Here is a 22,789-nt window from a genome sequence, read left to right as displayed (position 1 = left end):
ATGTTCAGAGACTAGTTTTTGTTGCTTACGAACCAAGCAAAACTATGCGGCGACGCAACATGCATGACACATTCGCGGTCACTGCGAGGCCATCGCCGCCATCGCCTTGCGGCTCTCCTGGAGCAACACGGTGACCAACCGCACGCGCACGCTGGAGCGTGACCAGACGATGCCGATGCGGCGTGGTTCCGACGAATTCGGCAACGGCATGCGAACCAGATCGAGGCCTTCCGGCCAGGGCTTTGCCCAATCGGGAACCAGCGACACGCCAAGGCCGCGGTCGACCATCACCGCGATCGCGTTAAGTGCATTGAGCTCGAAGCGCTCGCGCGGAACGATGCCATGGGCACGCAGGTAATCGTCGGCCTGACGGCCACCCCACTGGTTACGGTCGTAGCGGATGAGCGGTTCGGTGGCGAGCAGTTCGTGCGGATCGCGCCCCGCCAGCGCACGCGGCGCCAACACGATCAAGGGCTCCTCACGCAGCAGCTGCCACTCGCAGGTCTTCGGCAAGGGAAACGGGGCCTGGAGCACGACGGCGGCATCGAGGTCGCCCTTCTCCACGTCGTTGTAGAGATCGACCGAATAGCCTGGCTTGATGAAGACGTTGATCCGCGGGAAGGTCTCGACCATGCGTGCAAGGACGTCGGGGAGCATACCGGCGAGCGCGGTCGGACATGCGCCGAGCCGTAATTCGCCGGACACGCCGCTCTCGTTGGCGACGCTGCGCAGGTCGGCCACATTGCGCAGGACATCGCGCGAACGCTGCAGGATGCGCGAGCCTTCCTCGGTGACACTGACCGTGCGACCGACGCGCGCGATCAGCGTCGCGCCGATCTCGCGTTCCAGTGTGCGAATTTGCTGCGCCACAGCAGCCGGGGTGATGTTGAGCAGTCTCGCAGCCGCTGCCATCGAGCCGTGATCGGCGACGGTGATGAAAGTATTGAGGAACTGGGTTTCCACGTCATCTCACTGGCGGTCGGCAGGTGAGCGCCATGGTAGGTCATTCACCGTCACGATCGCGATGGATCGTCAGTCCGCGTAGCGAACGCGTCGGCGCAGGAAAGAACAGGCTGGCGATGTACCCGATCACGATGCACAGGCAGATCGATATCGCCAGGTAAAAATAAGGGTGGACCAGCTTGAACACCCAGGCGACGAAAGTGAGCCCCGTACTCGACGCGATACCGATCGCCACGCCCGGCGAGTTGGCACGGCGGGTGAACATGCCCAGCGTATACGCGCCGGCGAAGCCGCCGCCGAGCAGTCCCGCCAGCTCGATCGACACATCGAACAGCGAATGCACGTCGAATCGCGACAGCAGCAGCGCCAGTCCGATACCGATCAGTCCGACGACGACCGTGCTGACCTCGGCGAAGATGACGCTCTGCTTGGGCGTGCGGTGCTTGACCAGGCGATCGTAGAAGTCGACCGAGACCAGGGTGGCGACACTGTTCATGATGCCGGAGAGCGTCGCCATCGCCGCGGCGAAAATGCCCGCCACGATCAGTCCGGTCACGCCCATCGGCAGTTCCGCCGCGATGAAAAGCGGGAACGTGGCATCGATCGGCAGCATCGGGTTCATTCGTTCCGGATGGGCCTTGTAGAAGACGAAGAGCGCCGTGCCGATCATGTAGAAGACCAGGCCCCCTGGGATCATGATCGCCGCGAAAGCCCAGATCGAGCGCCCTGCCTCCTTGGCTGAAGGCGTCGACAGCGTGCGCTGCATCAGCACCTGATCCTTCGGAAACGTCAGCACGACGTCGAACAGCACGAGGAACAGGAAACCCCAGACGGTCGCCTTGGTCAGGTCGAAGCTGAAATCGAGCAGGTGCATCTTGCGATCGGCCATGGCCGTGCCGAGGAACTCGCCAAAGCCGCCATGCAGGTGCCAGATGATGAAGCCAATGGCGAAGATCGCACCGCCCATCTTCACGATCACCTGCACGACATCGGTCCAGATCACCGCCTTCATGCCACCCATGGCGGTATAAATGATGGTGAAGCCGCCCATCAGGATCACGCTCAGCGTCGTGCTGATACCGGTGATCGTGGCGATGGCGAGCGCCGGCAGGAACAGGATCACGCTCATGCGACTGCCGAGCTGGGTGAGGATCGCCAGTGCGCTTGCGATCATGCGGATGGCGGGATGGAAACGGGTCTCCAGATACGAAAACACCGACATCAGGTCCAGCCGACGCAGCAGGGGCACGATCCACACGGCGACGAACATCAGGCCGAACACGGCGATGAGGTTGTTCGTCATGTACTGCCAGTTGCTCTCGAAGGCCTTCGCCGGAATGGCGATGAAGCTGATCGAACTGGTGTTCGCGGCATACAGGCTCACCCCCGCGGCCCAGAACGGAATGCTGCGGCCGCCGACGAAGAAATTCGCGGTCGAGTTGCGCTTTTCACGCAGGTAGAAGTACAGGCCGATGCCGATCATGCCGCCGAGGTAAACGACGATCACCAGCCAGTCGAGCCAGCGGAGCAGCAGCTTGCTCGATTGCACCTGGGCAGATGACACTGCTGTCTTCGTGCCATCGTCCGACGACCAGACAAAGCCATCCTTCCAGAGGGCTGCCGACGTCACCCGGTCGAACTGCACGCCCGGCAGGACGGCCCATGCACGCGTCACGACCTGGAAGGTCATGGCACGTGCCGACGTGGCGTCGCCCACGAGGTAGGCGACGTTGGCCTGGCCCATCGGTCGCGCCATCCCCGGAAGAATCGCTGCCGGCGCGACGCCCCGCTGGCTCCATCCGCCCTCGGGCACCCAGCGCCAGACCGCATTGCCCACGGTGACGAAAATACCGGTGCCCTGGACGACGAGCGTCGACGGCGCACCGCCGGGGGGCAGGTCGGCCTGCGTCACCCAAACCGGTTGGGCGGCGGCCGTGTCGATACGCAGCAGGGTCGCCGCGCCGTTTTCGATGCCGGCGACGTAGACCGCGGTGTCGGTGGATGCAGCGCGTGCACCGGCAACCGGGCGAGGAAATGGCGGCAGGGACGTCAGCGCGACGCCGGAGGCATCCAGCGACAGCCGTGCCACGGATGTCGCCGCCGAGGCGTCGTCGACCAGCAAGACGTAGCCACGCGACGCATCGCCGAACACCGTCGACAGCGACCGGGGCGCCACACCCGCGGACCAGGCCACGGCGTGCCAGTTGCCCTGCCCTTCATCGAGGACCCAGGCGCGATCGTCGACCACGGCAAGGAGCCGGCCATCCACGGTGGCGAAACCATGCATCGTTCCCGCCGCGGGCAGGGCCGGCAGCGCGCTTCCACGCAGCGGCGTGAGCGCCTCCGCGTTCGCCACGCCCGAAGCGAACAGGCAAAGCAGCAGCAGGGTGAGGCAGGCGCGCAGACTGGCGCGCATCGTCGACGGAGGCATCATTCCGTCGATGCCAGCAGCGCCTGCGCGCGCTTGAGGAACGGCAGGTCGATCATGCGTCCGTCGACCACGAAGGCACCGTGCCCCACCCTGTCCGCGTCGACCGATGCGGCGACGATGCGCCGCGCCAACGCAAGCTCCTCGGGAGTGGCGGCAAACACCGCGTTGGCGAGGGCAACCTGGCGAGGATGGATGCAGCTCTTGCCGGCGAAACCGAGACGACGCGCCATGCGTGCTTCGGTCTCGTAGCCTTCCGCGTCGTCGATGGCGGCGAACGCCGCGTCGATCGCGACGATACCGGCGGCGGCCGCCGCCATTTTCACGGTGAACATCGCCGCGTGAACGGCGGCGGCATCGCCGCGATCGATACCATGCGGTTCGAAGAGGTCCGCCAGACCCAGTTGGAGGCCCGCAACACGAGGGTGCGCCGCCGCGATCGCCGAGGCCTGCGCGAGGGCCTTCGGCGTCTCGATGTTGATCAACAGGCCGACCGACGGGTCGAGGCCACGCTCGGTCTCGAGGTGCTCCAGCGTCGCGACAACGGCAAGCAAGGCCTCGGGCGACTCCACCTTGGGCACGTTGAGCATGGTCAGGCCCGGTGTCAGCACGGCGGCGAGATCGTCCTCGAACCACGTCGTATCAGGTGCATTCACCCGTACGATAATGAGCTTGGCGACGTGGCGGACGGCCTCCGACGCCACGAAGGCCGCGACATCGGCACGCGCCCCGGCCTTCACCGCCGCGGGCACGGAGTCCTCCAGATCGAACGACAACGCATCGGCCGGCCCGGCCAGCGCCTTGGCGAACAGTTCCGGACGGCCGCCGGGCACAAACAACTTGCTGCGCATACTTCCCCGCCCCTTGGCGCACCGATAGTCGGGGATTCTGGCCCATCGCAACGAGGCAATCGAGCCAAGCCCCCACGTTCAATCGATAGTTTTCCTATGTTCCCGCTATAATCCCGTATCGCTTTCCATGTGTGAGGTTCTCGTCCAATGCGCCAGTGATGCCCCGTCTTGACTGACGGCAAGACTCGCCAACCCCTGTCCGCAGGGGGAGTTCTCTGCATCCCTGGAATACCGCATGACGAATCCACACCTCACCCTGCAGGGGGTTTCCTGCCAGCTGCCCGATGGGCGCCTGCTCTTCTCCGGCCTCGATGCCTCCTTCGATGTTCGACGCACCGGCCTCGTCGGTCGTAACGGCGTCGGCAAGAGCGTGCTCGCCCGGATGCTCGCCGGACAATGGCCGCCCTCGTCGGGTCGACTGCAAACGCAGGGCACGACGTACTACCTCGCGCAGGAGCCCTGTCGCGATGCGGGAACGACGGTCGCCACGGCGACGGGTGTCGCGACGACGCTCGAGGCGCTCGCACGCATCGAGTCCGGGAGCGTGGACGCCGCCGACTACGATCTCATCGGCTCACGCTGGACACTTCGCCAGGATCTCGAGCAGGCCCTGCACGAACAAGGCCTCGACCATCTCGACGCCTCCACCCCGATGGCACGACTGAGCGGCGGTGAAGCCGCCCGCGTCGTTTTCGCCGGCGCCCTGCTCAGCGATGCCGACTTCCTGATCCTGGATGAGCCGAGCAACCATCTGGACCGCGACGCACGCCGTTCGTTGATCGCGCAGTTCCAGGCCTGGCCGAAGGGCCTGATCGTGGTCAGCCACGATCGTGAACTGTTGCGACATATGGAACGCATCGTCGAGCTCTCGCCTCTCGGGCTGCGTTCTTACGGGGGCAATTACGATCTGTATGCGGCACAGAGCGAACAGGAGCGCGCCGACGCGGAACGCGAGCTCACGCAGCGCAAGGCGGAGCGACGACGCGAGGAACGCGCCCTGCGCGACCAGCGAGAGCGCGCCGAGCGCCGCGAATCACGCGGCAACCGCGGCGTCCGCGACGCCAATCAGGCGCCCATCCTGCTCGGACGACAGAAGGAACGCAGCGAGGTGACGACCGGACGCCTGCGCGAACGGCAGGAACACCACCGCTCCGTGCTGGACGAACGCGTCCGCCTGGCAGCACAGCGCGTCGACGACCGTCAAGCGCCAGTGATGCGCGTGGATAACGCGATGCATAGCTCGTTTCGCATCGCGAGCCTGGACGGCGTACGACTGGCCCACCTGTCGGGCGCGACAGCGACGGTGGATCTGTCGATCACCGCCGGCCAACGCATCGGACTCGTCGGCGGCAACGGCAGCGGCAAGTCCACCCTGCTGCGTACGCTGGCGGGCAAGCTCGCGCCGTTGGAGGGACGCCGTCATGCCTGGGCACCCGTGGCCTATCTCGACCAGCAGCTGACGGACCTCGACCCGACACGATCCGCGCTGGACCTGATGCGCGGCGTAAACAACGAACGGGGCGAGAGCGAGCTGCGCACCCGCCTCGCCCAGATTGGCATCGATGCCCACGCAGCGACGCTGCCGTCGGGTCAGCTCAGCGGAGGACAGCGCCTGGCCATGGGACTGGCCATGGCGATCCACGCCGATCCCCCGGCGAGACTGCTGCTGCTCGACGAGCCGGGCAACCATCTGGACCTCGACACGCTGCGGGCGCTGGAAAATATGCTCAACGAACTCGAGGCCGCCCTGGTCGTCGTATCGCACGACGAGGTCTTCCTCGAGCGGATCGGCCTTACCGAGCGTCTCGAAGCGACGGCAGCGGGATGGAAGCGGACGCCCTGCTAGCCACCACCGTCAGGAAGGCCGACGACATCGCGAACGCTGTACACGTCGATGGCGTACGGCGTCTGGGTGTCGCCCGTCGTGCGGAAGCGGCCCGACACCGTCGCATTCGCGTGCGCACCGTTGGATGCGACGGCCCGCTTGAACGATGAGACGTCGCGCTTGCGACTGCTGCTGTCGTCGATCGTGAGACTCACGCTGCCCTTGCACTCCGCGTCGGAAAGCATGGTGACCTTGCCGGCCGACGACGCTATCCCCCGTACGGTCACCGTGGTGCCGATATAACGGGAGGCGGTTCCGATGACGGTGCAGAGGGTGTCCGGCGGCGTCTCGTCCACGCTACGCGCTGCTGCCGGACCCGCGGCGAGGGCCATGACCAGGGCGAACGTCGTCGCCCGACAGATCGATTTCGTATACATAGGTGTTCCCCCTTGTTACCCGGCCCCAGGACGGGCCGTGCCGAATGGACGGCTAAACGCAGCACACCGCGTTTGCGGCGTCGCGTCAATAAGAAATTTGGGCAGTAAACTCGGCATCCTTGCCGTATTCGTCGGAGTCACCCTTGGAAGATCGCGCCCGCCTGGGCTTGGGAATCGCCTTCGGCGTGGCCGCCGGCGCCCTGTGGGGCCTGGTCTTCCTGGCGCCCGAGCTGGCCCGGGATTTCACCGCGCTGCAGTTGGCCGCCGGCCGCTATCTCGTCTATGGCCTGATCTCGGCCGGCCTTCTCGTGCCTCGCTGGCGACCGCTCCGGGCCTGGCTGGAGGCCAGCCACTGGCGGGGCCTGGTCGGCCTGAGCCTGCTGGGCAACATCGTCTACTACGTGCTGCTTGCCAGCGCGGTGCAGTGGGGAGGCGTCGCCATGACCTCGCTGGTGATCGGTTTCCTGCCCGTCGCGGTCACCCTGATCGGGACCCGTGTGGCTGCTGCCGTGCCCCTGCGCCGACTCGCCCCCTCGCTGTGGCTGAGCGCCTTTGCGATCGGCTGCATCGCCTGGCAGGCCATGGGAGGAACGCCTGTACAGAACCAGCCCCATCGCCTGGCCGGCTTGCTCTGCGCTATCGGCGCCCTCGCCTCATGGACCACCTACGCCGTGATCAACGCGCGCTGGCTCATCCGCCTGGAGCACGTCTCGGCGCATGACTGGAACCTGCTGACCGGCGTGGTCACCGGGGCCCTGGCCTTGCTCCTCGTCCCCGCGGCGATGCTGGTCGATACGAGCGCACACGATGGCGCTGCCTGGCTGCGCTTCGCCGCCATCAGCACCGGCATCGCCGTGTTCGCCTCGATCCTGGGCAACGGCCTGTGGAACCGGATGAGTCGCCTGCTGCCGCTCACCCTGGTCGGGCAAATGATCCTGTTCGAGACGCTGTTCGCCCTGCTCTACGGCTTTTTCTGGGAGCGGCGGCTACCCACCCCGGTGGAGATCCTCGCCATCGTCGCGCTGGTGACCAGTGTGCTGCTCTGCGTTCGCGTGCATCGGCCCGACACGGCCTGACGCTCAGGCCTTGCCCGCGGCGATGTTCACGCTGATGGCGATGATGAACACGTTGAAGAAGAACGCGATCGCGCTGTGCATCAGGCCGATGCGGCGAAGGTAGCGCGTGGTGATCTGCACATCGGAGACCTGGAAGGTCATGCCGATGGTGAACGAGAAGTACGCGAAATCCCAGTAGTCCGGATCCTCGTCACCCGGGAAATCCAGGCCTTTGTGCTTCTCGCCGATGTCACCGTAGTAGCCGTGCGCATAGTGCAGGGCGAACAAGGTGTTCATGAACATCCACGACAGGATGATCGTCGTCGCCGCCACGGCGATGGCGAACGCCCCACCCTTCGCGCCGGAATTGAGTTCGGTGGTCACCGCGATCAGCACGATGGCCGAAAGCGCGACGCCACTGAGCAAGGTCGTCCAGCGACCGGAATCCTGCATCCGCGCCTGCCGCCGCATGGTCGCCTGGTTCGCCTTGAGGAAGATGCTCAGGATCATCAACAGGTAGGCCAGCGCGCCGATGTCGAAGCCGAGCAGGAGCGCCACGCTACGTTGCAGACCGGTGAATTCCAGCGCCGCCGCCGCGACTACGGCGATCACCGCGGCGATCAGAAGCCGTGGTCGCGAGCGCGCATAGCGAATCGGTCCCCAGCCTTTCTTCCGGCGGCGGTGGGAGGCCGCCGGTTCCTGGGATGCTTCGCTCATGCCACCACTCCACCGATTGAGGTGGCGCGACTATAGCCGAGCGCATGTGATCGTAAGTTCGTGCGTCAGGACCCGGGCGAAGCGAGGGTGGCGGTAGCCTGTTTCAGCAGAGCCGACGCCCGGCGTGTCGCCTCGGTGGTAAGACGCACTTCGTCCCGCGCCTGCCCCCAGGCGTGCGCGTCGATCGCGTCGCCGATGCCCGGCAGGGGTGAGGTGTCTTCGCCTTCCCTGCGCCCGGGTGCCTGTAAAAGATGCCGGTACCAGGGGCGTTGCGGCAGGCCCGAGGCCTGCAGGAAGGCCGGGCCGATATCGCGCAACGACCGGTTGACCGCAACGGCCTGTTTTGTCGTGAGCTTGCCCGCGGACGCCGCCGCCTGGTCGTACGATTGGGCCGCTGTCAGCAGCTCGCGCTGCGCATCGTGCAGGGGACCCAGATCGATGTCCTCCCACGCGTCGTCGCGTCGCGCCGGCGGCTGCTCGTGGCGATAGGCAACGGCAGCCAGACGATACGCGTCGTGCTCGAGCAGGGCGTTGTGGCGTACCGCATCGCGATGATCCGTCGCGGTACCTGAGGACAGCCGGTCGATGTCCTTGCCAAGCGACAGGGCGAACGCGGTATAGCGCCAGGGAAGGACATCCGCATTGGCCACCCGCAGCACCAGCCGCGCATTCGTCCGGGCGAGCAGGTTCACGTACGCCAGCCCCGGATCGCCGAAGCGCTGGTAGTGCGTATAGGTGTCGTAGAGCGAGTGGTAGATGGGCACGTTCTCGTCGTCGCCGTCACGATCGTAGCCGTAGCGCACATGCAGCGACGGCACACCGAGGCGGTTCGCGAACGCCAGATAGTCCGAACCCGTGCCCAGGCGCTGCGGCACGAGAGGACCCTCGACATCCTTTCCCTTCGCCGCGGCATCCACGGCGCGCTTGGCAACGCGACGTGCCTGCACCGTGGCACCCGTTTCCGGATCGCGCAGCTCGCCGGCAACGCCATCGACGAGGCTCGCCAGCGACGGATCTCCCGAAGCGGCCAGGAATCCCCGGCCCGTGGTGTCGTTGTTGAGATAGAACACCGCCTTGTGCGCCAGCTCGGCTGCGTGTCGATCGGTCCATGCCTTCGAGCCGAGGATGCCGAGCTCCTCGCCGTCCCAGCTGGCGAAGACGAGCGTACGTCGCGGTCGATGGCCCGCCCTCGCCTCTTCGCCGATCGCGCGGGCCTCGGCGAGCAAGGCGGTGGTACCAGCCAGTGGATCCCACGCGCCGAACACCCAGGCGTCGTGATGCACGCCACGTATCACCCATTCGTCCGGGTACTCGCTGCCGCGCAGGGTGCCCACTACGTTGTAGAGCGTGCGCCACTCCCAGGGCGAGCGCACCTCGAGATGCACCGGCACATCGCCGCCGATGTGATACGTCAGCGGCAGGCCTCCCTGCCACCGGTCGGGTACCGCACGGCCACCCAGGGCCCGCAGGAAGTGTTCGGCATCGCCATACCCGATGGTCACCACGGGCAGGTGCAGGTCATCCGTATGCCGGTTCGCCTGGAACGTCTTCGCGCTCCCGGCATCGAGCACGCTGTCGATGCCAAGCGTGCCGCGTTGCAAGGTATGCGGCGTACGCCACGCACCCTCGGGATAGACATCGCCCTTGGCGAAGCCATCCGCCTCCGGGTCCGAATAGATCACCACACCCACGGCACCATGCTGTTGCGCGAGGCGAGGCTTCACCCACCGACCGGCGCCGGTGGATTTCACCAGCACGACCTTACCTTCCACGGACTCGCCGGCTTGCGCGAGCTCGTCATAGTCCTTCGCCAGCCCCTCGTTGACGTAGATCAAGGGCGCATCCACCGTGCCATCCGCGCCATAGGCCTCCATGCCGGGCAACACGCCATCCCGCTGTGCCGTGTCGCTGTCGCCGGCGACCGACGGCTCGGTAAAATCCGCGGCATAGCCCTCCGGTCCCTTCAGCGCGAGCTTCTGCAGCGTCGGGTAGGCAACGAGCACGCGCGTCTGCTCGATCGCGACCTGCCAGCCCCAGCTACGCAAGCTGGCTGCGATGAACTCGGCATTCTCCTTGTCGTGCGGCGAGCCGACCTGGTTGGGTGCCGAGGTGAGGCGCTTGAGCCAGGCGTCCAGGTCCGCGGTAGCGATCGATGCGTCCACACGTTGTTCCAGCGCGCGCTGCGCGGGCACGTCCACCGCGGAAAACCCGACCGGCGGCACGGCCGTCTGCGCCACGGCAGCACTGGCGACCGTAAGAAGCAACACGGGTAGCAACACTCTCATCGTCATCACTTCCACCGGTAGGTCACGCTGGCATAGTAGTAGCGTCCGTTCCAGCTGAGCGGCGAAAACAGGCTGTACTTGAAGTTGCCGTTGGTCGAGTTGGCGTACTTCACCTGTTCCGGCCGCGCGTTGAACGCGTTGTCCGCGCCCGCGCTGAAGGTCCAGTTGTCGAAGGTGTAGTCGGCCGACAGATCCAGCGTCCAGCGATGGGCGAAGTTCTGGTCGAGTGCGGCGCCGCTGTTGCTGTACACGGTGTAGTTGCCGTAACGCTGTACGTTGGCATGGCCACCCCAACGTCCATGCAGGTAATCGAAGCCGACATCGAGCTTGGTCCGCGGGTTGGTATCGCCGAGCAGGCCGAGCCGCTCACGACGCTCCACGCGCTGCACGGCGACACCGAGATCGTCGAGGATCTCAGGATTCGGCTTCACCTTCGTCACTTCGTTCTCGTTGTACGACCAGCCGACCGTCGTGTTGAGACGATCGCCATTGGAGAAATCGAAGGCGTACTGGCTGACGAAGTCCAGACCCCTTGTGCGCGTATCCACGGCGTTGGTGAAGTAGCGGATCGACTGATAGTTCGCATCGACGCCATTGGCGGCGAGATACGCGCTCACCGCCGGCGTGTTGACCGGGATGTTCGACGACAGGTTGATGCGGTTGGTGATCTTGATCCAGTACGCATCGACGCTCACGTTCCAGCCGGTGAGTGGCTCGAGCACCAGGCCCAGCGTGGCGCTTTGCGACTTCTCGGGCTTGAGCTTCTCGGCACCGAGCAGACTGGCCGCCTTGGCATCGACGGGGAACGTCCCCGACTGCACGAGCACCTGACCCTGGCCGAGATCCTGCAGCTGCTGGGAGATGTCGGCGTAGTGCTGCTGCACCAGGGTCGGCGCACGGAAGCCGGTACCGATGCTGCCGCGCAAGGCCACGCGCGGCGTGAAATCGAAGCGACCGGACAGCGAGCCCGAGGTCGTGCCGCCGAAGTCGCTGTACTGTTCGTGGCGCCCCGCCAGCGACACCGCAAAGCGATCGGTGAGGTTGGTTTCGAGATCGATGTATTCCGACACGTCGTGACGCTGCCAGTTGCCTTGCAGGTCACCGGTGATACCGCCGTTCGGGCCGTACTGCGAGACGGCGTCGCCCGGGGTCACCTTGTAGGCCTGACGGAGATATTCCACACCGAACGACACGCTCACCGGATTGGCCAGCCAGGACGGCGAGAATTCCTTGCTGATATCGACGTTGCCGACCTGCTGGTTCGTCTTGTAGTCGGCACCCTGGATGAAGAACGGCGTATAGCCGAAGGTCTTGTACCAGTCGGCGTTGATCGAATGGCTGCGCTGGTCGTATTCGTTGGAGCCGTGGCTGGCGGAGACGTCGTAGTGCCATCCATCGCCGAGTTCGCCACGCAGTCCGGCGGTCAGCGTCGTGTCGTTGACGATGGGAATGCTGACCGGCAGGTAGCCCTGCGGGTAGATGGCGATCACATTGGTGGAATCGCCCCGGTGCCGGTAGAGGCTCGCCGTTTCATCGCGATCGCGGCGATAAAGTGCTTCGAAATAGACCTCAGCCGCCTTGCTGAATTCGTACTGCCCGACCAGGGAGACCTTGTTCGACTGCACGCCGGGATCGCCGAGCCGATAGACCTTCTGGTTGTATGTCGTACCCCGGGCAGCAGGCGTCTGGTCAGGGCCGGCGCGATTGGTGTAGTCGTTGTTCTGCGTGTCGATCGCGGCGTGGATCGAGCCCTTGTCGCCGAGCTTGAAACCCGTATCCGCGCTGAGCTGCCGTTGCAGGCCATCACCGGCATCGTAACCACCGAACTTCGCCGTGACCTGACCGCCCTCGCCGCCTTTCTTCAGGATCACGTTGATCACGCCGCCAATCGCATCCGAACCGTAGCGTGCCGATTGCCCGTCACGCAGCACCTCGATGCGTTCGATCGCCGAGATCGGGATGGCGTTGAGGTCCACCGGGTTGGATCCGCGACCGATCGCGCCACCCAGGTTGAGGAAGGCACCGCTGTGCTGGCGTTTGCCGTCGATCAGCACCAGCACCTGATCCGGGCTGAGGCCGCGCAGCGTCACCGGGCGCGCCACCTCCGCGCCGCTGATCGTCGTCGGCTGGGGAAAACTCAACGAAGGCACCAGCCGCGCCAGGGCCGCGGTCAGCTGGGTGGCACCGCTCTGCTGCAACTGCTGCGGCGTGATCACGTCGATCGGCTGCAACGAGCTGGAAACCGTGCGTTCGGTGCTGCGGGTGCCGGTGACGATGACGGTATCGAGCTGGCTGGCCTTGGCGGATTCGGGCTTGGCGGCCGGGGTGGCGTCCTGCGCCAGGACGGGTGCTGCCGAGGCGGCCAGGACCAGCGAAACGGCGATGAACAAGGGTGTGCGGCGACGCGGGACGAGAACGAACATGGACGTGGATTCCCCTGGGGACGAGACGGAACGCCGACGCCTCCGGGCGCCGGGTACGGAAAGACGACGACGGCCCGGCGACGCGGGTACGCGACGCCGATCGGGCACGACCGGAAGAACGAAGGAGGGAGAGGGACCGCGGCGAGGCCGCGGTGCCTACGTCAGGGCATCAAGCGCCGGACGCAGGGCAACTCAGGCCAGTCGACAACAACAACACGCGCCGTCCACCGAACAACGCGGCATGGCCGCGAACGTCATCGGGGAGATCTCTGCGCTGAGGTTGAATGCGTTCACTGGTGAGTGGATCGCCTGGAGGAGGGCTTGGAGGGCTATTTGTTGCACCGCGGCGCAAGTTTGTCAACGTCATTAGTGCGATCATTCCTCGCAGACCCACAGGCCCATCCCCATGAACTCCTACGACGACGATTCCTACGAAGAACGCGACTACGACGATGACGACAGCGAGGACACCGTCGAAAAGTACGTCTGGCAACTGCTCCTGATGATCAACCCCGGCGACGAGGAAGCCGCCAAGAAGCAGTTCAGCGACTACCGCAACGAAGTGGAAGACCAGGGCGACGACGATCCGATTCGCCTGGTCGGCCAGGTCACCGACTGGCGCTCGAGTTTCGAAGTGGACGAGGACGACACGCGTGCGCTGGTCGAGGCCCTCCAGGAGCTGATCTCGCGTTTCCAGGACGTCAGCATGGACTGGGACGGCGATCCGGACGACGACGAGTTCCACGAGGACATCGACGCGGCGGAAATCTTCAACCGCGCCTACAACCAGCTCAAGCCTTACGGCTACACCTTGTGGTCGCGCGAGGCGGACGACGAAGTTGCCGCCGGCTGGATTACCTCGTCCAGCGACGATGAGTCGATGCTGATGGTCGCCACGGCCCTGCGCATCAACCTGCGTCGCGGCGACCAGCTGAGCTGACCGACTGGCGAGCGCCGCTAGACGGTCAGCACCGTCTTGCCGCGCTTCGCCCGCGAGTCCGCCTCGAGAAACGCCTGCCGTGCTTCGTCCAGACGGTAGGCGCGATCCACCTGTACGGTGATGCGTCCGTCCGCCACCCAGCGCACAATCTCCGCGAGCTGCGCGGGATCCGGCTTGACGATGAACCAGAACGCTTCGATGCCGAGCTGCTTCGCGCGTTCCGGCGAAGGCGCGTCCTCGGCCTCGCCCGAGATGGTGACCAGACGCGCGCCGGGCCTGACGAACTGCCAGCTGCGCTCGAGCAGGTCGTGACCCACCGTGTCGAAAACGACATCGACCGGGCCCGCCACGTCTTCAAAGCGCTCCGCCGTCGTATCGATCACCACGTCCGCACCGAGTTCACGGCACAGGCCGGTCGCTTCGCCACCACGGGCCGTGGCGATCACACGCGCGCCGATGCCCTTGGCGATCTGGATCGCGAAGGTACCGACCGCGCCGGCACCACCGTGGATCAGGACCGTCTCGCCCGCTTTCAACGCCGCGAAGTCGAACAGTGCCTGCCAGGCGGTGAGCGCGCCTATCGGCAGGGTCGCGGCCTCGACAGCGGAAACGGCATCGGGCAGGCCGGTGATTTCGCCAGACAGGACGCTCGCCTGCTCCGCCGCCGCGCCGTTACGCCAGAAGTCGATGAGACCGACGACGCGGTCGCCGACCGCGAAGCCGCTCGTCGCCGCACCTACATGGGCGACACGGCCGGCAAATTCGTGGCCGATGATGACGGGTAGCGGTCGCTTCGAACCGTCGGGAAGCGCCAGGGTTCCATTGGTCACCCAAGCCGGTTCGCCGAAGGTCAGGCCCACGGCGTCTATATTCACCAACAGCCTGTCTTCGGCGTGTGCGGGAGCGTCCGTCTCGCCGACGCGGATGGACAGGTCGCCCCCGGCCGCATCGGCGATCCATGCGGCCTTCATGGCGTGACTCGCTGGCCGGTACCGCTCGCATCAGGACACATGGTGGTCTCCTCGCAGGTTCGTGGCCCGAGGGTTTCACGGTCACGCCCCGCGTGCTTGCACGGGCGTGCCGGGAGTTCGCGATTTTCGGCAGGCTTTACCGCGAGGTCGAGACATCCTGCAGGCGTTCGCGTAGGAGATCGATGAAGGCCCGCACCTTGATCGAGGGCTGGCGTCCCGGATAGACCGCATGGACACCTCCTTCGGGTAAACGAAAATCCGCCAGCAGCGGCAGCAGACGACCGGCCGCGAGATCGTCGGCCACGACATAGTCGGGGAGCACCGACATGCCCATGCCAGCGACGACGAATCCGTGGGCGGCAAGCGTGGTATTGGCACTCGCCGCGCTGCGCATCTGGACGAGGTGCTCGGTGCCATCGGCACCGGTGAACGTCCAGCGTGTGGGCGAGGCAAGAATGGTCAGGGCGATCCACCGGTGTCCGGCCAGATCGGCGGGTGTCTCCGGCGTGCCGCGTTTCGCGAGATAGCCCGGCGACGCCACGAGGCATTGGCGAAAGCTCGCCAGCTTCGCCGCCCGCAAGCTTGAATCGCGCAACCAGCCGAGCCGGATCGACAGGTCGAAGCGCTCCGCGATGAGATCGACGATGGCGTCGCCGACCACGAGCTCCACGCTCACCTGCGGATAGCGTTCGGCGAAAGCCGCCAGCGCCGGCGCGACGATGGCCGGGCCGTGGTCGCCCGCCGCAGCAACCCGCAGCACGCCCATCGGCGTATCCCGGCACTCGCCAAGTCGGGCGATGGCGGCTTCGGCGTCGGCCAGCACACGCGCACAATCTTCGTGGAAGCGCTCGCCGGCGTCCGTGAGTGACATCTTCCGCGTGCTACGGACAAGGAGGGTGACGCCCAGTTCGTCCTCCAGTTTGGCGAGGTGCTGGCTCACCATGGCCTTGGTGGTGCCCAGCTGCTGGGCGGCGGCGGTGAACGAGCCCGCCCGGACCAGGGCGACGAAGACGGCGAGGCGATTGAGATTGACGTCGGCGGCCATGCTGGCAACTCGATAGTAAAGGCAGACTTTACGATGAATCGCGCCAGTGGACGTATTTGCGGAACGATCCGAGGCGCATGCTTGGCCCCATCCTTCCCCTAGACAGGTTTCCCGCCCATGAAAATCGTCCTGTTCGGCGCCACCGGCAACCTCGGCAACGTGATCCTCGACGAAGCCCTCAACCGCGGCCACCAGGTGACCGCCGTGCTGCGCGACCCGTCGAAGCTCGCCACGAAGCACACCGCGCTGACCGTGGTCCAGGGCGACGTCGCGAAGCCGGCGTCCTATGCCAGCGCCCTGCCCGGGAACGATGCCGCCATCGCCAGCCTGAACGACCACGCCGACCCGGCCAACGTGCCGCGCCAGGCCACGCTGCTGCTGGAAACCCTGTCGCAGGCCGGCGTCCACCGCTTCGCCTGGGTCGGTGGCGCCGGCAGCCTGGAAACCGCGCCCGGTGTCCGCGTCATCGACGATCCAGGCTTCCCGGACGCCTGGAAAGCCTCGGCCACCGCGCAGATCGAGGCACTCGGGGTGTTTCGCGCCAGCAAGGCACCGATCGACTGGACCTATATCAGCCCCGCCGCCGAGATCGCCCCGGGCGAGCGCAAGGGCAGCTTCCGCATCGGTGGCGAGCAGTTGCTGGTGAATGCCGAGGGACACAGCCGAATTTCGACGGCGGATTTCGCCATCGGCGTGCTGGACCGGATCGAAAAGGGCGATGCCGCGAAGAAGCGAATCACCCTCGCCTACTGATCCGCGATCTGTGTGGGAGCCGATTCATCGGCGATGAGGTCAGGGCGTCACCGCTCCGTTGGCTTTTCGCCGCTGAAGCGGCTCCCACATGGTCCTATTCGCCGATAAATCGGCTCCTACGAGGGCCGGCCGGGCCCCGGCCCGCTATACTGGCCGGATGAATTACCGCCACGCGTACCATGCCGGCAACTTTGCCGATGTCCTCAAGCACATGGTGCTCGTGGCCTTGCTCGACTCGCTCAAGCAGAAGGCCTCGCCCTTCTGCTACATCGACACCCATGCCGGCAGCGGTCGTTACGACTTGCGCGGCAACGAAGCCCGCAAGACCGGCGAGGCCGACGAAGGCTTCAACATCCTCAAGACCGCCAGCGGCCTGCCGCCGCTGCTGTGGAAATGGCTGGAGATCGTGCGTGCCTGCAATCCGGGTGACGATTCGCTGCGCTATTACCCGGGCTCGCCGTGGTTCGCCGCGCACCTCATGCGCGAGAATGACAGCGCGCAGATGGTCGATACGCGCAACGACGAATCGGGCGCGCTGCGCCAGCTGTTCCATCACGACAAGCGCATCCACGTGCACGAGCGCGACGGCTACGAGGCCCTGAAAGCCTTCGTCCCGCCGAAGGAAAAGCGCGGCCTCGTGCTCATCGATCCGCCGTTCGAAGCGCAGGAAGCCGAGTTCCGCATCATCGAGAAGACGCTCAAGGCAGCCCTGGAGAAGTGGCCGACCGGCATGTATGCCGTCTGGTACCCGATCAAGCTGCGCAGCCACGTCCAGCCGTTTCATCGCTGGCTGACCAAGTGCGGTGCCAAGCGCGTGCTCGTCGCCGAGCTGCTCCTGCGTCCGGACAACTCGCCGCTGACGCTCAACGGCACCGGCATCGCCATCGTGAATGCGCCGTGGAAGCTGGATGAAACGATCCGCGACTCGCTGCGCATGCTGCCCAAGCTGCTGGGCAAGCCGGGCGAATCCGAGTACCGGCTGACCTGGCTGGTCGAGGAAAACAAGGATGAAGAACCTCCCCACGCGCCGCACTCGCCCCGTTCAGTCCGTCGGCGCTAAAGTTCAGCTACCTGCCAGGAGCTGACCCATGCGCCCGACCGTCGTCCGTCTAGCCGTCCCTGCCGCCCTGCTCATGCTGGCCCTTGCCGGCTGCGCTCCCGCGCCGATCTACAAAGCCACCGCGAACAACGTCGCCGTACCGCCCTCGCAAGTGGCACGCGAGCCGGAACGCTACGGTACGTCCGACGTGATCTGGGGCGGTCGCATCGTGCAGGTACGCAACTTCGCCGACCACAGCGAAATCGAAATCCTCGCCTACCCGCTCGACGGTTCGCAGCGTCCGCAGTCCAACGACACCGGCAACGGCCGGTTCATCGCCGCGATGCCCGGCTATGTCGAGAGCCTCGACTATCCCGCCGGTGGCCTCGTCACCGTAGCCGGCCGGATCAACGGCACCCGGGCCAGCAACGTCGGCCAGGCCTCGTATACCTTCCCCCTGGTGACCGTGAACCAGTCGCACGTTTGGACGGCCAAGGAAATGTCCGGCGGCCATCCGAACGTGAGCTTTGGCCTGGGTGTGGGCGTCATACGGTAAGATCTTTCGATCGATCACCGGGACAGGGAACCACATGTCGGGACACGCCGATTCGAAGCGCGCCATCTTCCTCGCGCTCGGAGCCAACTTCGCCATCTTCATCGCCAAGCTGGTCGCCGCCCTGTTCACCGGGTCGGGCGCCATGCTGGCGGAAGCCGTCCATTCGGCGGCCGACTGCGGCAACCAGGGGCTGCTCCTTCTTGGCATGAAACAGGCCAAACGGCCGCCCTCCCCGGACTACCCGTTGGGCTGGGGTCGCGCGCTGTACTTCTGGTCCTTCCTCGTCGCCATCCTGCTGTTCAGCGTCGGCGGCATGTTCTCGCTGTACGAGGGCGTGCATAAGCTGACGAATCCCGAGCCGCTCAAGTGGCCCTGGCTCGCCGTCGGCGTGCTCGCCTTCTCCATCGTCACCGAAGGCATTTCCATGCACGGCTGCATGCAGGAAGTGAACAAGGCGCGCGAAGGCCGCGGTCTCTGGCAGTGGTTCCGGGAAACCCGCGCCAGCGAGTTGCTGGTCATCTTCGGCGAAGACCTGGCCGCGCTGATCGGCCTGTGCCTGGCCATGCTGGCCGTCGTTGCGACGATTCTCACGGGTAACCTGATCTACGACGCGATCGGCACGATCGCCATCGGCGCCCTGCTCATCATCGTCGCCGTCGCCGTAGCGCGCGAGGTGAAGGCGCTACTCATTGGCCAGGGCGTCGAGCCGAAGCGCCGCGCCGAGATGATCGCCTTCCTCAGCGCCCGCCCGGAAATCGACACGGTCTACAACCTGCTGACCCTGCAGATGGGCACCGACGTCATGGTCGCGACCAAGGCCAGGATGGCCCCCGCGCCCACCGCGAAGGCCATGATCGAGGCGATCAATATCGTCGAGGCCGACTTCAAGGCGGAATTCAAGGACGTGCGCTGGAGCTTCTTCGAGCCGGACATCGCCGACTGAGCCCACACAACCCGTTCGCCCCCGGGTAGTACAATCATCGGCTTGCCCGCAGCTGACAAGCCGACTTCATGCCTGTAGCGCTTCCCCGCCCGCCGCTCCCCGCCAACGCCAAGACCCGCCGCTACTGGGCCGTGCCCCATGGTTCCTCGTGGGCGCTGGAGGTGGCCGAGGCGGCCCGGGCGCACGAGGGCCTGCTGGTGGTCGTCGCCCGCGATACCCGCAGCGCGGACAACCTGGAAGGCGAGCTGGCCGTCTTCGCTGGCGAACTGCCGGTGCTGCACTTCCCGGACTGGGAAACCCTGCCTTACGACGTCTTCAGCCCGCACCCGGAAGTCGTTTCCCAGCGCATCGCCACACTCTACCGCCTGCCAAGCATCAAGCGCGGCGTCCTGGTGGTGCCGGTCGCCACGCTGATGCAACGCATCGCGCCGCGCACGCACATCACCGGGTCGGGGCTGGTCCTGCGCAAGGGTCAGAAACTCGACATCAGTGCCGAACAACGCCGACTGGAAGCCGCCGGCTACCGCAACGTGCCCCAGGTCGGCGAGCCGGGCGATTTCGCCGTGCGTGGCGCCTTGATCGACATCTTCGCCATGGGCGCGAACGAGCCCTACCGCGTCGAGCTGTTCGACGACGAAGTGGAATCGATCCGCACCTTCGATACCGAGACACAGCGCTCCCAGCAACAGGTCGACAGCGTCGACCTGTTGCCCGCGCGCGAATTCCCGGTCACCGACGAGGCCGCGAAGAACTTCCGCGCCAACCTGCGTGAGCGCTTTCCGATCGACATCCGGCGCTGCAATCTCTATCAGGACATGAAGGAAGGCGTGACGCCCGGCGGCATCGAGTACTACCTACCGCTGTTCTTCCCGGCCACGGAAACCCTCTTCGACTACATCGCCGGCGACGCCCTCTTCGTGCTTGGCGACGGCGTGCTCGACGCTGCCGAACAGTTCTGGACGCAGACCTCCGAACGCTACGACCAGCGCGCGCACGACATCGAGCGCCCGGTGCTGCCGCCGGCCGAGATCTACCTGCCGCCCGAGCATCTGCGCGAGCGCCTGAACAAGCAGGTCCGCATCGATGTCGTGCCGAAGGGACAGGAGCACGCCGTCGATCTCGGCACGATGCCCGCCCCTGAAGTACCGCTCAACCGCAAGGGCGAGGAGCCCGGCACCTCGCTGCGCCACTTCCTCGCCAGCTACAAGGGCAGCGTCCTCATCGCTGCGGATTCCGCCGGCCGTCGCGAAGCGCTGATCGAGCAGCTTGCCGGCGCGGGCGGCATGAAACCCGTCATGGTCGACGGCTGGAAAGACTTCCTCGCCAGGGACGAACGCTTCGCCATCACGGTCGCCTCGCTCGAGCAGGGTTTCGCGCTGACCAAGCCGGCGCTCACCGTCTTCACCGAGCGCGAGCTGTTCGGCGAACGCGTGCGCACCGACCGCAAGAAGCGCGTCGGCGCCGCGCGCGATCCCGAAAGCATCATCAAGGACCTCACCGAGCTGTCCATCGGCTCGCCCATCGTGCACATCGACCACGGCGTGGGTCGTTACCAGGGCCTGGTGTCACTCGACGTGGGCGACATGCCCGGCGAGTTCCTGACCATCGAGTACACCAAGGGCGACAAGCTCTATGTGCCGGTGGCGCAGCTTGGCCTGGTCAGCCGTTACACCGGAACCGCGCCCGAGCTGGCGCCGCTGCATTCGCTGGGCGGCGACGCCTGGGAGCGTGCACGCAAGAAGGCGGCCGAGAAGGTCCGCGACGTCGCTGCCGAGCTGCTGGCGATCTACGCGCAGCGCGAGGCACGCCAGGGCGAGTCGCTCTCGATCGACCGGCAAATGCTCGAGGAATTCGCCGCGACCTTCCCCTTCGAGGAAACCGCCGATCAGCAGGCGGCGATCGATGCGGTCATCGTCGATCTTGCCGCGCCGCGCGCGATGGATCGCGTGGTCTGCGGTGACGTCGGCTTCGGCAAGACGGAAGTGGCCCTGCGCGCGGCCTTCGCCGCCGCCACCGCCGGCAAGCAGGTCGCCGTCCTGGTGCCGACCACCCTGCTCGCCCAGCAGCACTACCGCAACTTCGCCGATCGCTTTGCCGACTGGCCGGTCCGCGTGGACGTGGTCTCCCGCTTCAAGTCGAAGAAGGAAACCGATGCGGCGCTGGAACGGCTGGCCGACGGCCAGATCGACGTCATGGTCGGCACGCACAAGCTGTTGCAGGCGGACATCCGCTTCAAGAACCTCGGCCTGGTCATTGTCGACGAGGAGCAGCGTTTCGGTGTGCGCCAGAAGGAGCAGCTGAAGAAGCTGCGCGCCGAAGTGGATCTGCTCACCCTCACCGCGACACCGATCCCGCGCACGCTGAACATGGCGATGAGCGGCCTGCGCGATCTCTCCATCATCGCCACGCCGCCCGCGCACCGTACGGCTGTGCGAACGCTGATTTCGACCTACCAGCCCGCGCTCATCCGCGAAGCGATCCAGCGCGAGCTCGCGCGCGGTGGCCAGGTGTACTTCCTGCACAACGAAGTGGAATCGATCGAACGCATCGCCCGCGAACTCGGCGAACTGGTTCCCGAGGCGCGTATTCGCGTCGCCCACGGCCAGATGCCGGAGCGTGAGCTCGAGCAGGTCATGGCGGATTTCCATCGCCAGCGTTTCAACGTGCTCGTGTCGACGACCATCATCGAATCGGGCATCGACATCCCGACCGCGAATACCATCGTGGTCAACCGCGCCGACCGCTTCGGTCTTGCGCAGCTGCACCAGCTGCGTGGCCGCGTGGGCCGTTCGCACCACCGCGCCTATGCCTACCTGATCGTGCCCGATCGCAAGGCCATGACGGCCGATGCGGAGAAGCGACTGGAAGCCCTCGCGTCGCTGGAAGAACTGGGCGCCGGCTTCACCCTCGCCACGCACGATCTCGAAATCCGCGGCGCCGGCGAAATGCTCGGCGACGAACAGTCCGGCCAGATCCAGGAAATCGGTTTCGGCCTGTACACCGAGCTGCTCGACCGCGCGGTGCGTGCGCTGAAGTCGGGCAAGGTGCCGGACTTCGATCTCACCTCCGAGCACGAGACGGAAGTGGAGCTGCACCTGCCCGCCCTGATCCCGAACGACTACCTCCCCGACGTGCACGCGCGCCTGACCCTCTACAAGCGCATCGCCAGCGCGCGCAACGACGACGGCCTGCGTGAGTTGCAGGTGGAAATGATCGATCGCTTTGGCCTGCTGCCGGACCAGACCAAGTGCCTGTTCGCCGTCGCCCAGCTGAAGCTCATGGCCACGCCGCTCGGCATTCGCAAGGTGGACTTCGGCGCCAGCGGCGGCCGCATCACCTTCCGCGACAAACCCGATATCGACCCCGTCGCCCTGATCCGCCTGATCCAGACCCAGCCACGCATCTTCAAGATGGACGGCCAGGACAAGCTACGCGTGATCATGGAACTACCCGGCTCCGCCGAGCGCATCCGCACCGCGCAGGACACCCTGGTGTCCCTGGGCGCGAGAAGGCCTGGCTAACCGGCCCATGTGGGAGCCGCTTCAGCGGCGATGCTTC

General features: G+C 65.9%; 17 protein-coding genes. 8 read left to right on the top strand and 9 right to left on the bottom strand.

Annotated features, from left to right (window positions below):
* Nucleotides 1-78 precede the first annotated feature (78 nt).
* Genes BJI69_RS14865 through BJI69_RS14855 form a run of 3 tightly spaced genes read right to left on the bottom strand, consistent with a single transcriptional unit; the run spans nt 79 to nt 4,242 of the window.
* On the bottom strand, nt 79-963 hold the full coding sequence (locus BJI69_RS14865; protein ID WP_046967090.1) for a LysR family transcriptional regulator: 885 nt from the start codon (nt 961-963) through the stop codon (nt 79-81).
* A 40-nt stretch (nt 964-1,003) separates the two neighbouring features.
* Nucleotides 1,004-3,379: a sodium:solute symporter gene (locus BJI69_RS14860; RefSeq protein WP_244890688.1), complete on the bottom strand. Its 2,376-nt coding sequence runs from the start codon at nt 3,377-3,379 to the stop codon at nt 1,004-1,006.
* Nucleotides 3,380-3,393: 14 nt separating this feature from the next.
* Nucleotides 3,394-4,242, bottom strand: a complete 849-nt coding sequence (locus BJI69_RS14855) for an HpcH/HpaI aldolase/citrate lyase family protein (protein WP_046967088.1) — start codon at nt 4,240-4,242, stop codon at nt 3,394-3,396.
* A gap of 235 nt (nt 4,243-4,477) precedes the next feature.
* Between BJI69_RS14855 and BJI69_RS14850 the strand changes: the two genes are divergently transcribed.
* A complete protein-coding gene (locus tag BJI69_RS14850; protein ID WP_071924991.1) occupies nt 4,478-6,088 on the top strand; it encodes an ATP-binding cassette domain-containing protein in 1,611 nt (536 codons plus the stop codon).
* Here BJI69_RS14850 and BJI69_RS14845 read toward each other — a convergent pair.
* Nucleotides 6,085-6,504 carry a hypothetical protein gene (locus BJI69_RS14845; protein WP_046967086.1) on the bottom strand — a complete coding sequence of 140 codons (420 nt, stop codon included), beginning with the start codon at nt 6,502-6,504 and terminating at the stop codon, nt 6,085-6,087. The two genes, BJI69_RS14850 and BJI69_RS14845, sit on opposite strands and share 4 nt — an antisense overlap.
* 143 nt (nt 6,505-6,647) lie before the next feature.
* Between BJI69_RS14845 and BJI69_RS14840 the strand changes: the two genes are divergently transcribed.
* Nucleotides 6,648-7,580 (top strand): DMT family transporter, encoded by a 933-nt coding sequence (locus tag BJI69_RS14840; protein ID WP_046967085.1) that lies wholly within the window; start codon nt 6,648-6,650, stop codon nt 7,578-7,580.
* A 3-nt stretch (nt 7,581-7,583) separates the two neighbouring features.
* Here BJI69_RS14840 and BJI69_RS14835 read toward each other — a convergent pair whose 3' ends face one another.
* The 3 genes from BJI69_RS14835 to BJI69_RS14825 form a co-directional block, all read right to left on the bottom strand.
* On the bottom strand, nt 7,584-8,276 hold the full coding sequence (locus BJI69_RS14835) for a DUF1345 domain-containing protein (protein WP_046967084.1): 693 nt from the start codon (nt 8,274-8,276) through the stop codon (nt 7,584-7,586).
* A gap of 65 nt (nt 8,277-8,341) precedes the next feature.
* Nucleotides 8,342-10,561, bottom strand: coding sequence for a transferrin receptor-like dimerization domain-containing protein (locus BJI69_RS14830; RefSeq protein ID WP_162200971.1), 2,220 nt, complete (start codon nt 10,559-10,561; stop codon nt 8,342-8,344).
* A 5-nt stretch (nt 10,562-10,566) separates the two neighbouring features.
* A complete protein-coding gene (locus tag BJI69_RS14825; RefSeq protein WP_046967083.1) occupies nt 10,567-12,984 on the bottom strand; it encodes a TonB-dependent receptor plug domain-containing protein in 2,418 nt (805 codons plus the stop codon).
* Between the two features lie 406 nt (nt 12,985-13,390).
* Between BJI69_RS14825 and BJI69_RS14820 the strand changes: the two genes are divergently transcribed.
* Nucleotides 13,391-13,924, top strand: a complete 534-nt coding sequence (locus BJI69_RS14820) for a DUF6630 family protein (protein ID WP_052767099.1) — start codon at nt 13,391-13,393, stop codon at nt 13,922-13,924.
* Between the two features lie 17 nt (nt 13,925-13,941).
* Here the strand turns inward: BJI69_RS14820 and BJI69_RS14815 are convergent, their stop codons facing one another.
* Together BJI69_RS14815 and BJI69_RS14810 are read right to left on the bottom strand one after the other, a co-directional pair.
* On the bottom strand, nt 13,942-14,895 hold the full coding sequence (locus BJI69_RS14815) for an NADP-dependent oxidoreductase (protein WP_071924990.1): 954 nt from the start codon (nt 14,893-14,895) through the stop codon (nt 13,942-13,944).
* Nucleotides 14,896-15,031: 136 nt separating this feature from the next.
* Nucleotides 15,032-15,940: a LysR family transcriptional regulator gene (locus BJI69_RS14810; protein ID WP_071924989.1), complete on the bottom strand. Its 909-nt coding sequence runs from the start codon at nt 15,938-15,940 to the stop codon at nt 15,032-15,034.
* A 117-nt stretch (nt 15,941-16,057) separates the two neighbouring features.
* Here BJI69_RS14810 and BJI69_RS14805 point away from each other — a divergent pair, with 117 nt between their 5' ends.
* The 5 genes from BJI69_RS14805 to mfd all read left to right on the top strand — a co-directional run bounded on the left by BJI69_RS14805 (nt 16,058) and on the right by mfd (nt 22,752).
* Nucleotides 16,058-16,693, top strand: a complete 636-nt coding sequence (locus BJI69_RS14805; protein WP_046967080.1) for an NAD(P)-dependent oxidoreductase — start codon at nt 16,058-16,060, stop codon at nt 16,691-16,693.
* Nucleotides 16,694-16,850: 157 nt separating this feature from the next.
* Nucleotides 16,851-17,753: a 23S rRNA (adenine(2030)-N(6))-methyltransferase RlmJ gene (locus BJI69_RS14800; RefSeq protein WP_046967079.1), complete on the top strand. Its 903-nt coding sequence runs from the start codon at nt 16,851-16,853 to the stop codon at nt 17,751-17,753.
* A 28-nt stretch (nt 17,754-17,781) separates the two neighbouring features.
* Nucleotides 17,782-18,288 (top strand): Slp family lipoprotein, encoded by a 507-nt coding sequence (locus BJI69_RS14795; protein ID WP_046967078.1) that lies wholly within the window; start codon nt 17,782-17,784, stop codon nt 18,286-18,288.
* Between the two features lie 34 nt (nt 18,289-18,322).
* Entirely contained in the window at nt 18,323-19,231 is a 909-nt protein-coding gene (locus tag BJI69_RS14790; protein ID WP_046967077.1) for a cation diffusion facilitator family transporter, read from the top strand.
* Nucleotides 19,232-19,299: 68 nt separating this feature from the next.
* Nucleotides 19,300-22,752: a transcription-repair coupling factor gene (gene mfd, locus BJI69_RS14785; RefSeq protein ID WP_071924987.1), complete on the top strand. Its 3,453-nt coding sequence runs from the start codon at nt 19,300-19,302 to the stop codon at nt 22,750-22,752.
* The last annotated feature ends 37 nt before the right edge of the window (nt 22,753-22,789 follow it).

The sequence above is a fragment of the Luteibacter rhizovicinus DSM 16549 genome, assembly GCF_001887595.1.
Taxonomy (GTDB): Bacteria; Pseudomonadota; Gammaproteobacteria; order Xanthomonadales; family Rhodanobacteraceae; genus Luteibacter; species Luteibacter rhizovicinus.
This window is presented reverse-complemented; position numbering and strand designations above follow the sequence as displayed.

Excerpts from the sequence above, each read along its gene's own strand:
- BJI69_RS14850 (WP_071924991.1), top strand. The coding sequence starts at position 4,478 with ATGACGAATCCACACCTCACCCTGCAGGGGGTTTCCTGCCAGCTGCCC.
- BJI69_RS14835 (WP_046967084.1), bottom strand. The coding sequence starts at position 8,276 with ATGAGCGAAGCATCCCAGGAACCGGCGGCCTCCCACCGCCGCCGGAAG.
- BJI69_RS14855 (WP_046967088.1), bottom strand. The coding sequence starts at position 4,242 with ATGCGCAGCAAGTTGTTTGTGCCCGGCGGCCGTCCGGAACTGTTCGCC.
- BJI69_RS14810 (WP_071924989.1), bottom strand. The coding sequence starts at position 15,940 with ATGGCCGCCGACGTCAATCTCAATCGCCTCGCCGTCTTCGTCGCCCTG.
- BJI69_RS14800 (WP_046967079.1), top strand. The coding sequence starts at position 16,851 with ATGAATTACCGCCACGCGTACCATGCCGGCAACTTTGCCGATGTCCTC.
- BJI69_RS14845 (WP_046967086.1), bottom strand. The coding sequence starts at position 6,504 with ATGTATACGAAATCGATCTGTCGGGCGACGACGTTCGCCCTGGTCATG.
- BJI69_RS14795 (WP_046967078.1), top strand. The coding sequence starts at position 17,782 with ATGCGCCCGACCGTCGTCCGTCTAGCCGTCCCTGCCGCCCTGCTCATG.
- BJI69_RS14820 (WP_052767099.1), top strand. The coding sequence starts at position 13,391 with ATGAACTCCTACGACGACGATTCCTACGAAGAACGCGACTACGACGAT.
- BJI69_RS14860 (WP_244890688.1), bottom strand. The coding sequence starts at position 3,379 with ATGCGCGCCAGTCTGCGCGCCTGCCTCACCCTGCTGCTGCTTTGCCTG.
- mfd (WP_071924987.1), top strand. The coding sequence starts at position 19,300 with ATGCCTGTAGCGCTTCCCCGCCCGCCGCTCCCCGCCAACGCCAAGACC.
- BJI69_RS14825 (WP_046967083.1), bottom strand. The coding sequence starts at position 12,984 with ATGTTCGTTCTCGTCCCGCGTCGCCGCACACCCTTGTTCATCGCCGTT.
- BJI69_RS14790 (WP_046967077.1), top strand. The coding sequence starts at position 18,323 with ATGTCGGGACACGCCGATTCGAAGCGCGCCATCTTCCTCGCGCTCGGA.
- BJI69_RS14830 (WP_162200971.1), bottom strand. The coding sequence starts at position 10,561 with ATGAGAGTGTTGCTACCCGTGTTGCTTCTTACGGTCGCCAGTGCTGCC.
- BJI69_RS14815 (WP_071924990.1), bottom strand. The coding sequence starts at position 14,895 with ATGAAGGCCGCATGGATCGCCGATGCGGCCGGGGGCGACCTGTCCATC.
- BJI69_RS14805 (WP_046967080.1), top strand. The coding sequence starts at position 16,058 with ATGAAAATCGTCCTGTTCGGCGCCACCGGCAACCTCGGCAACGTGATC.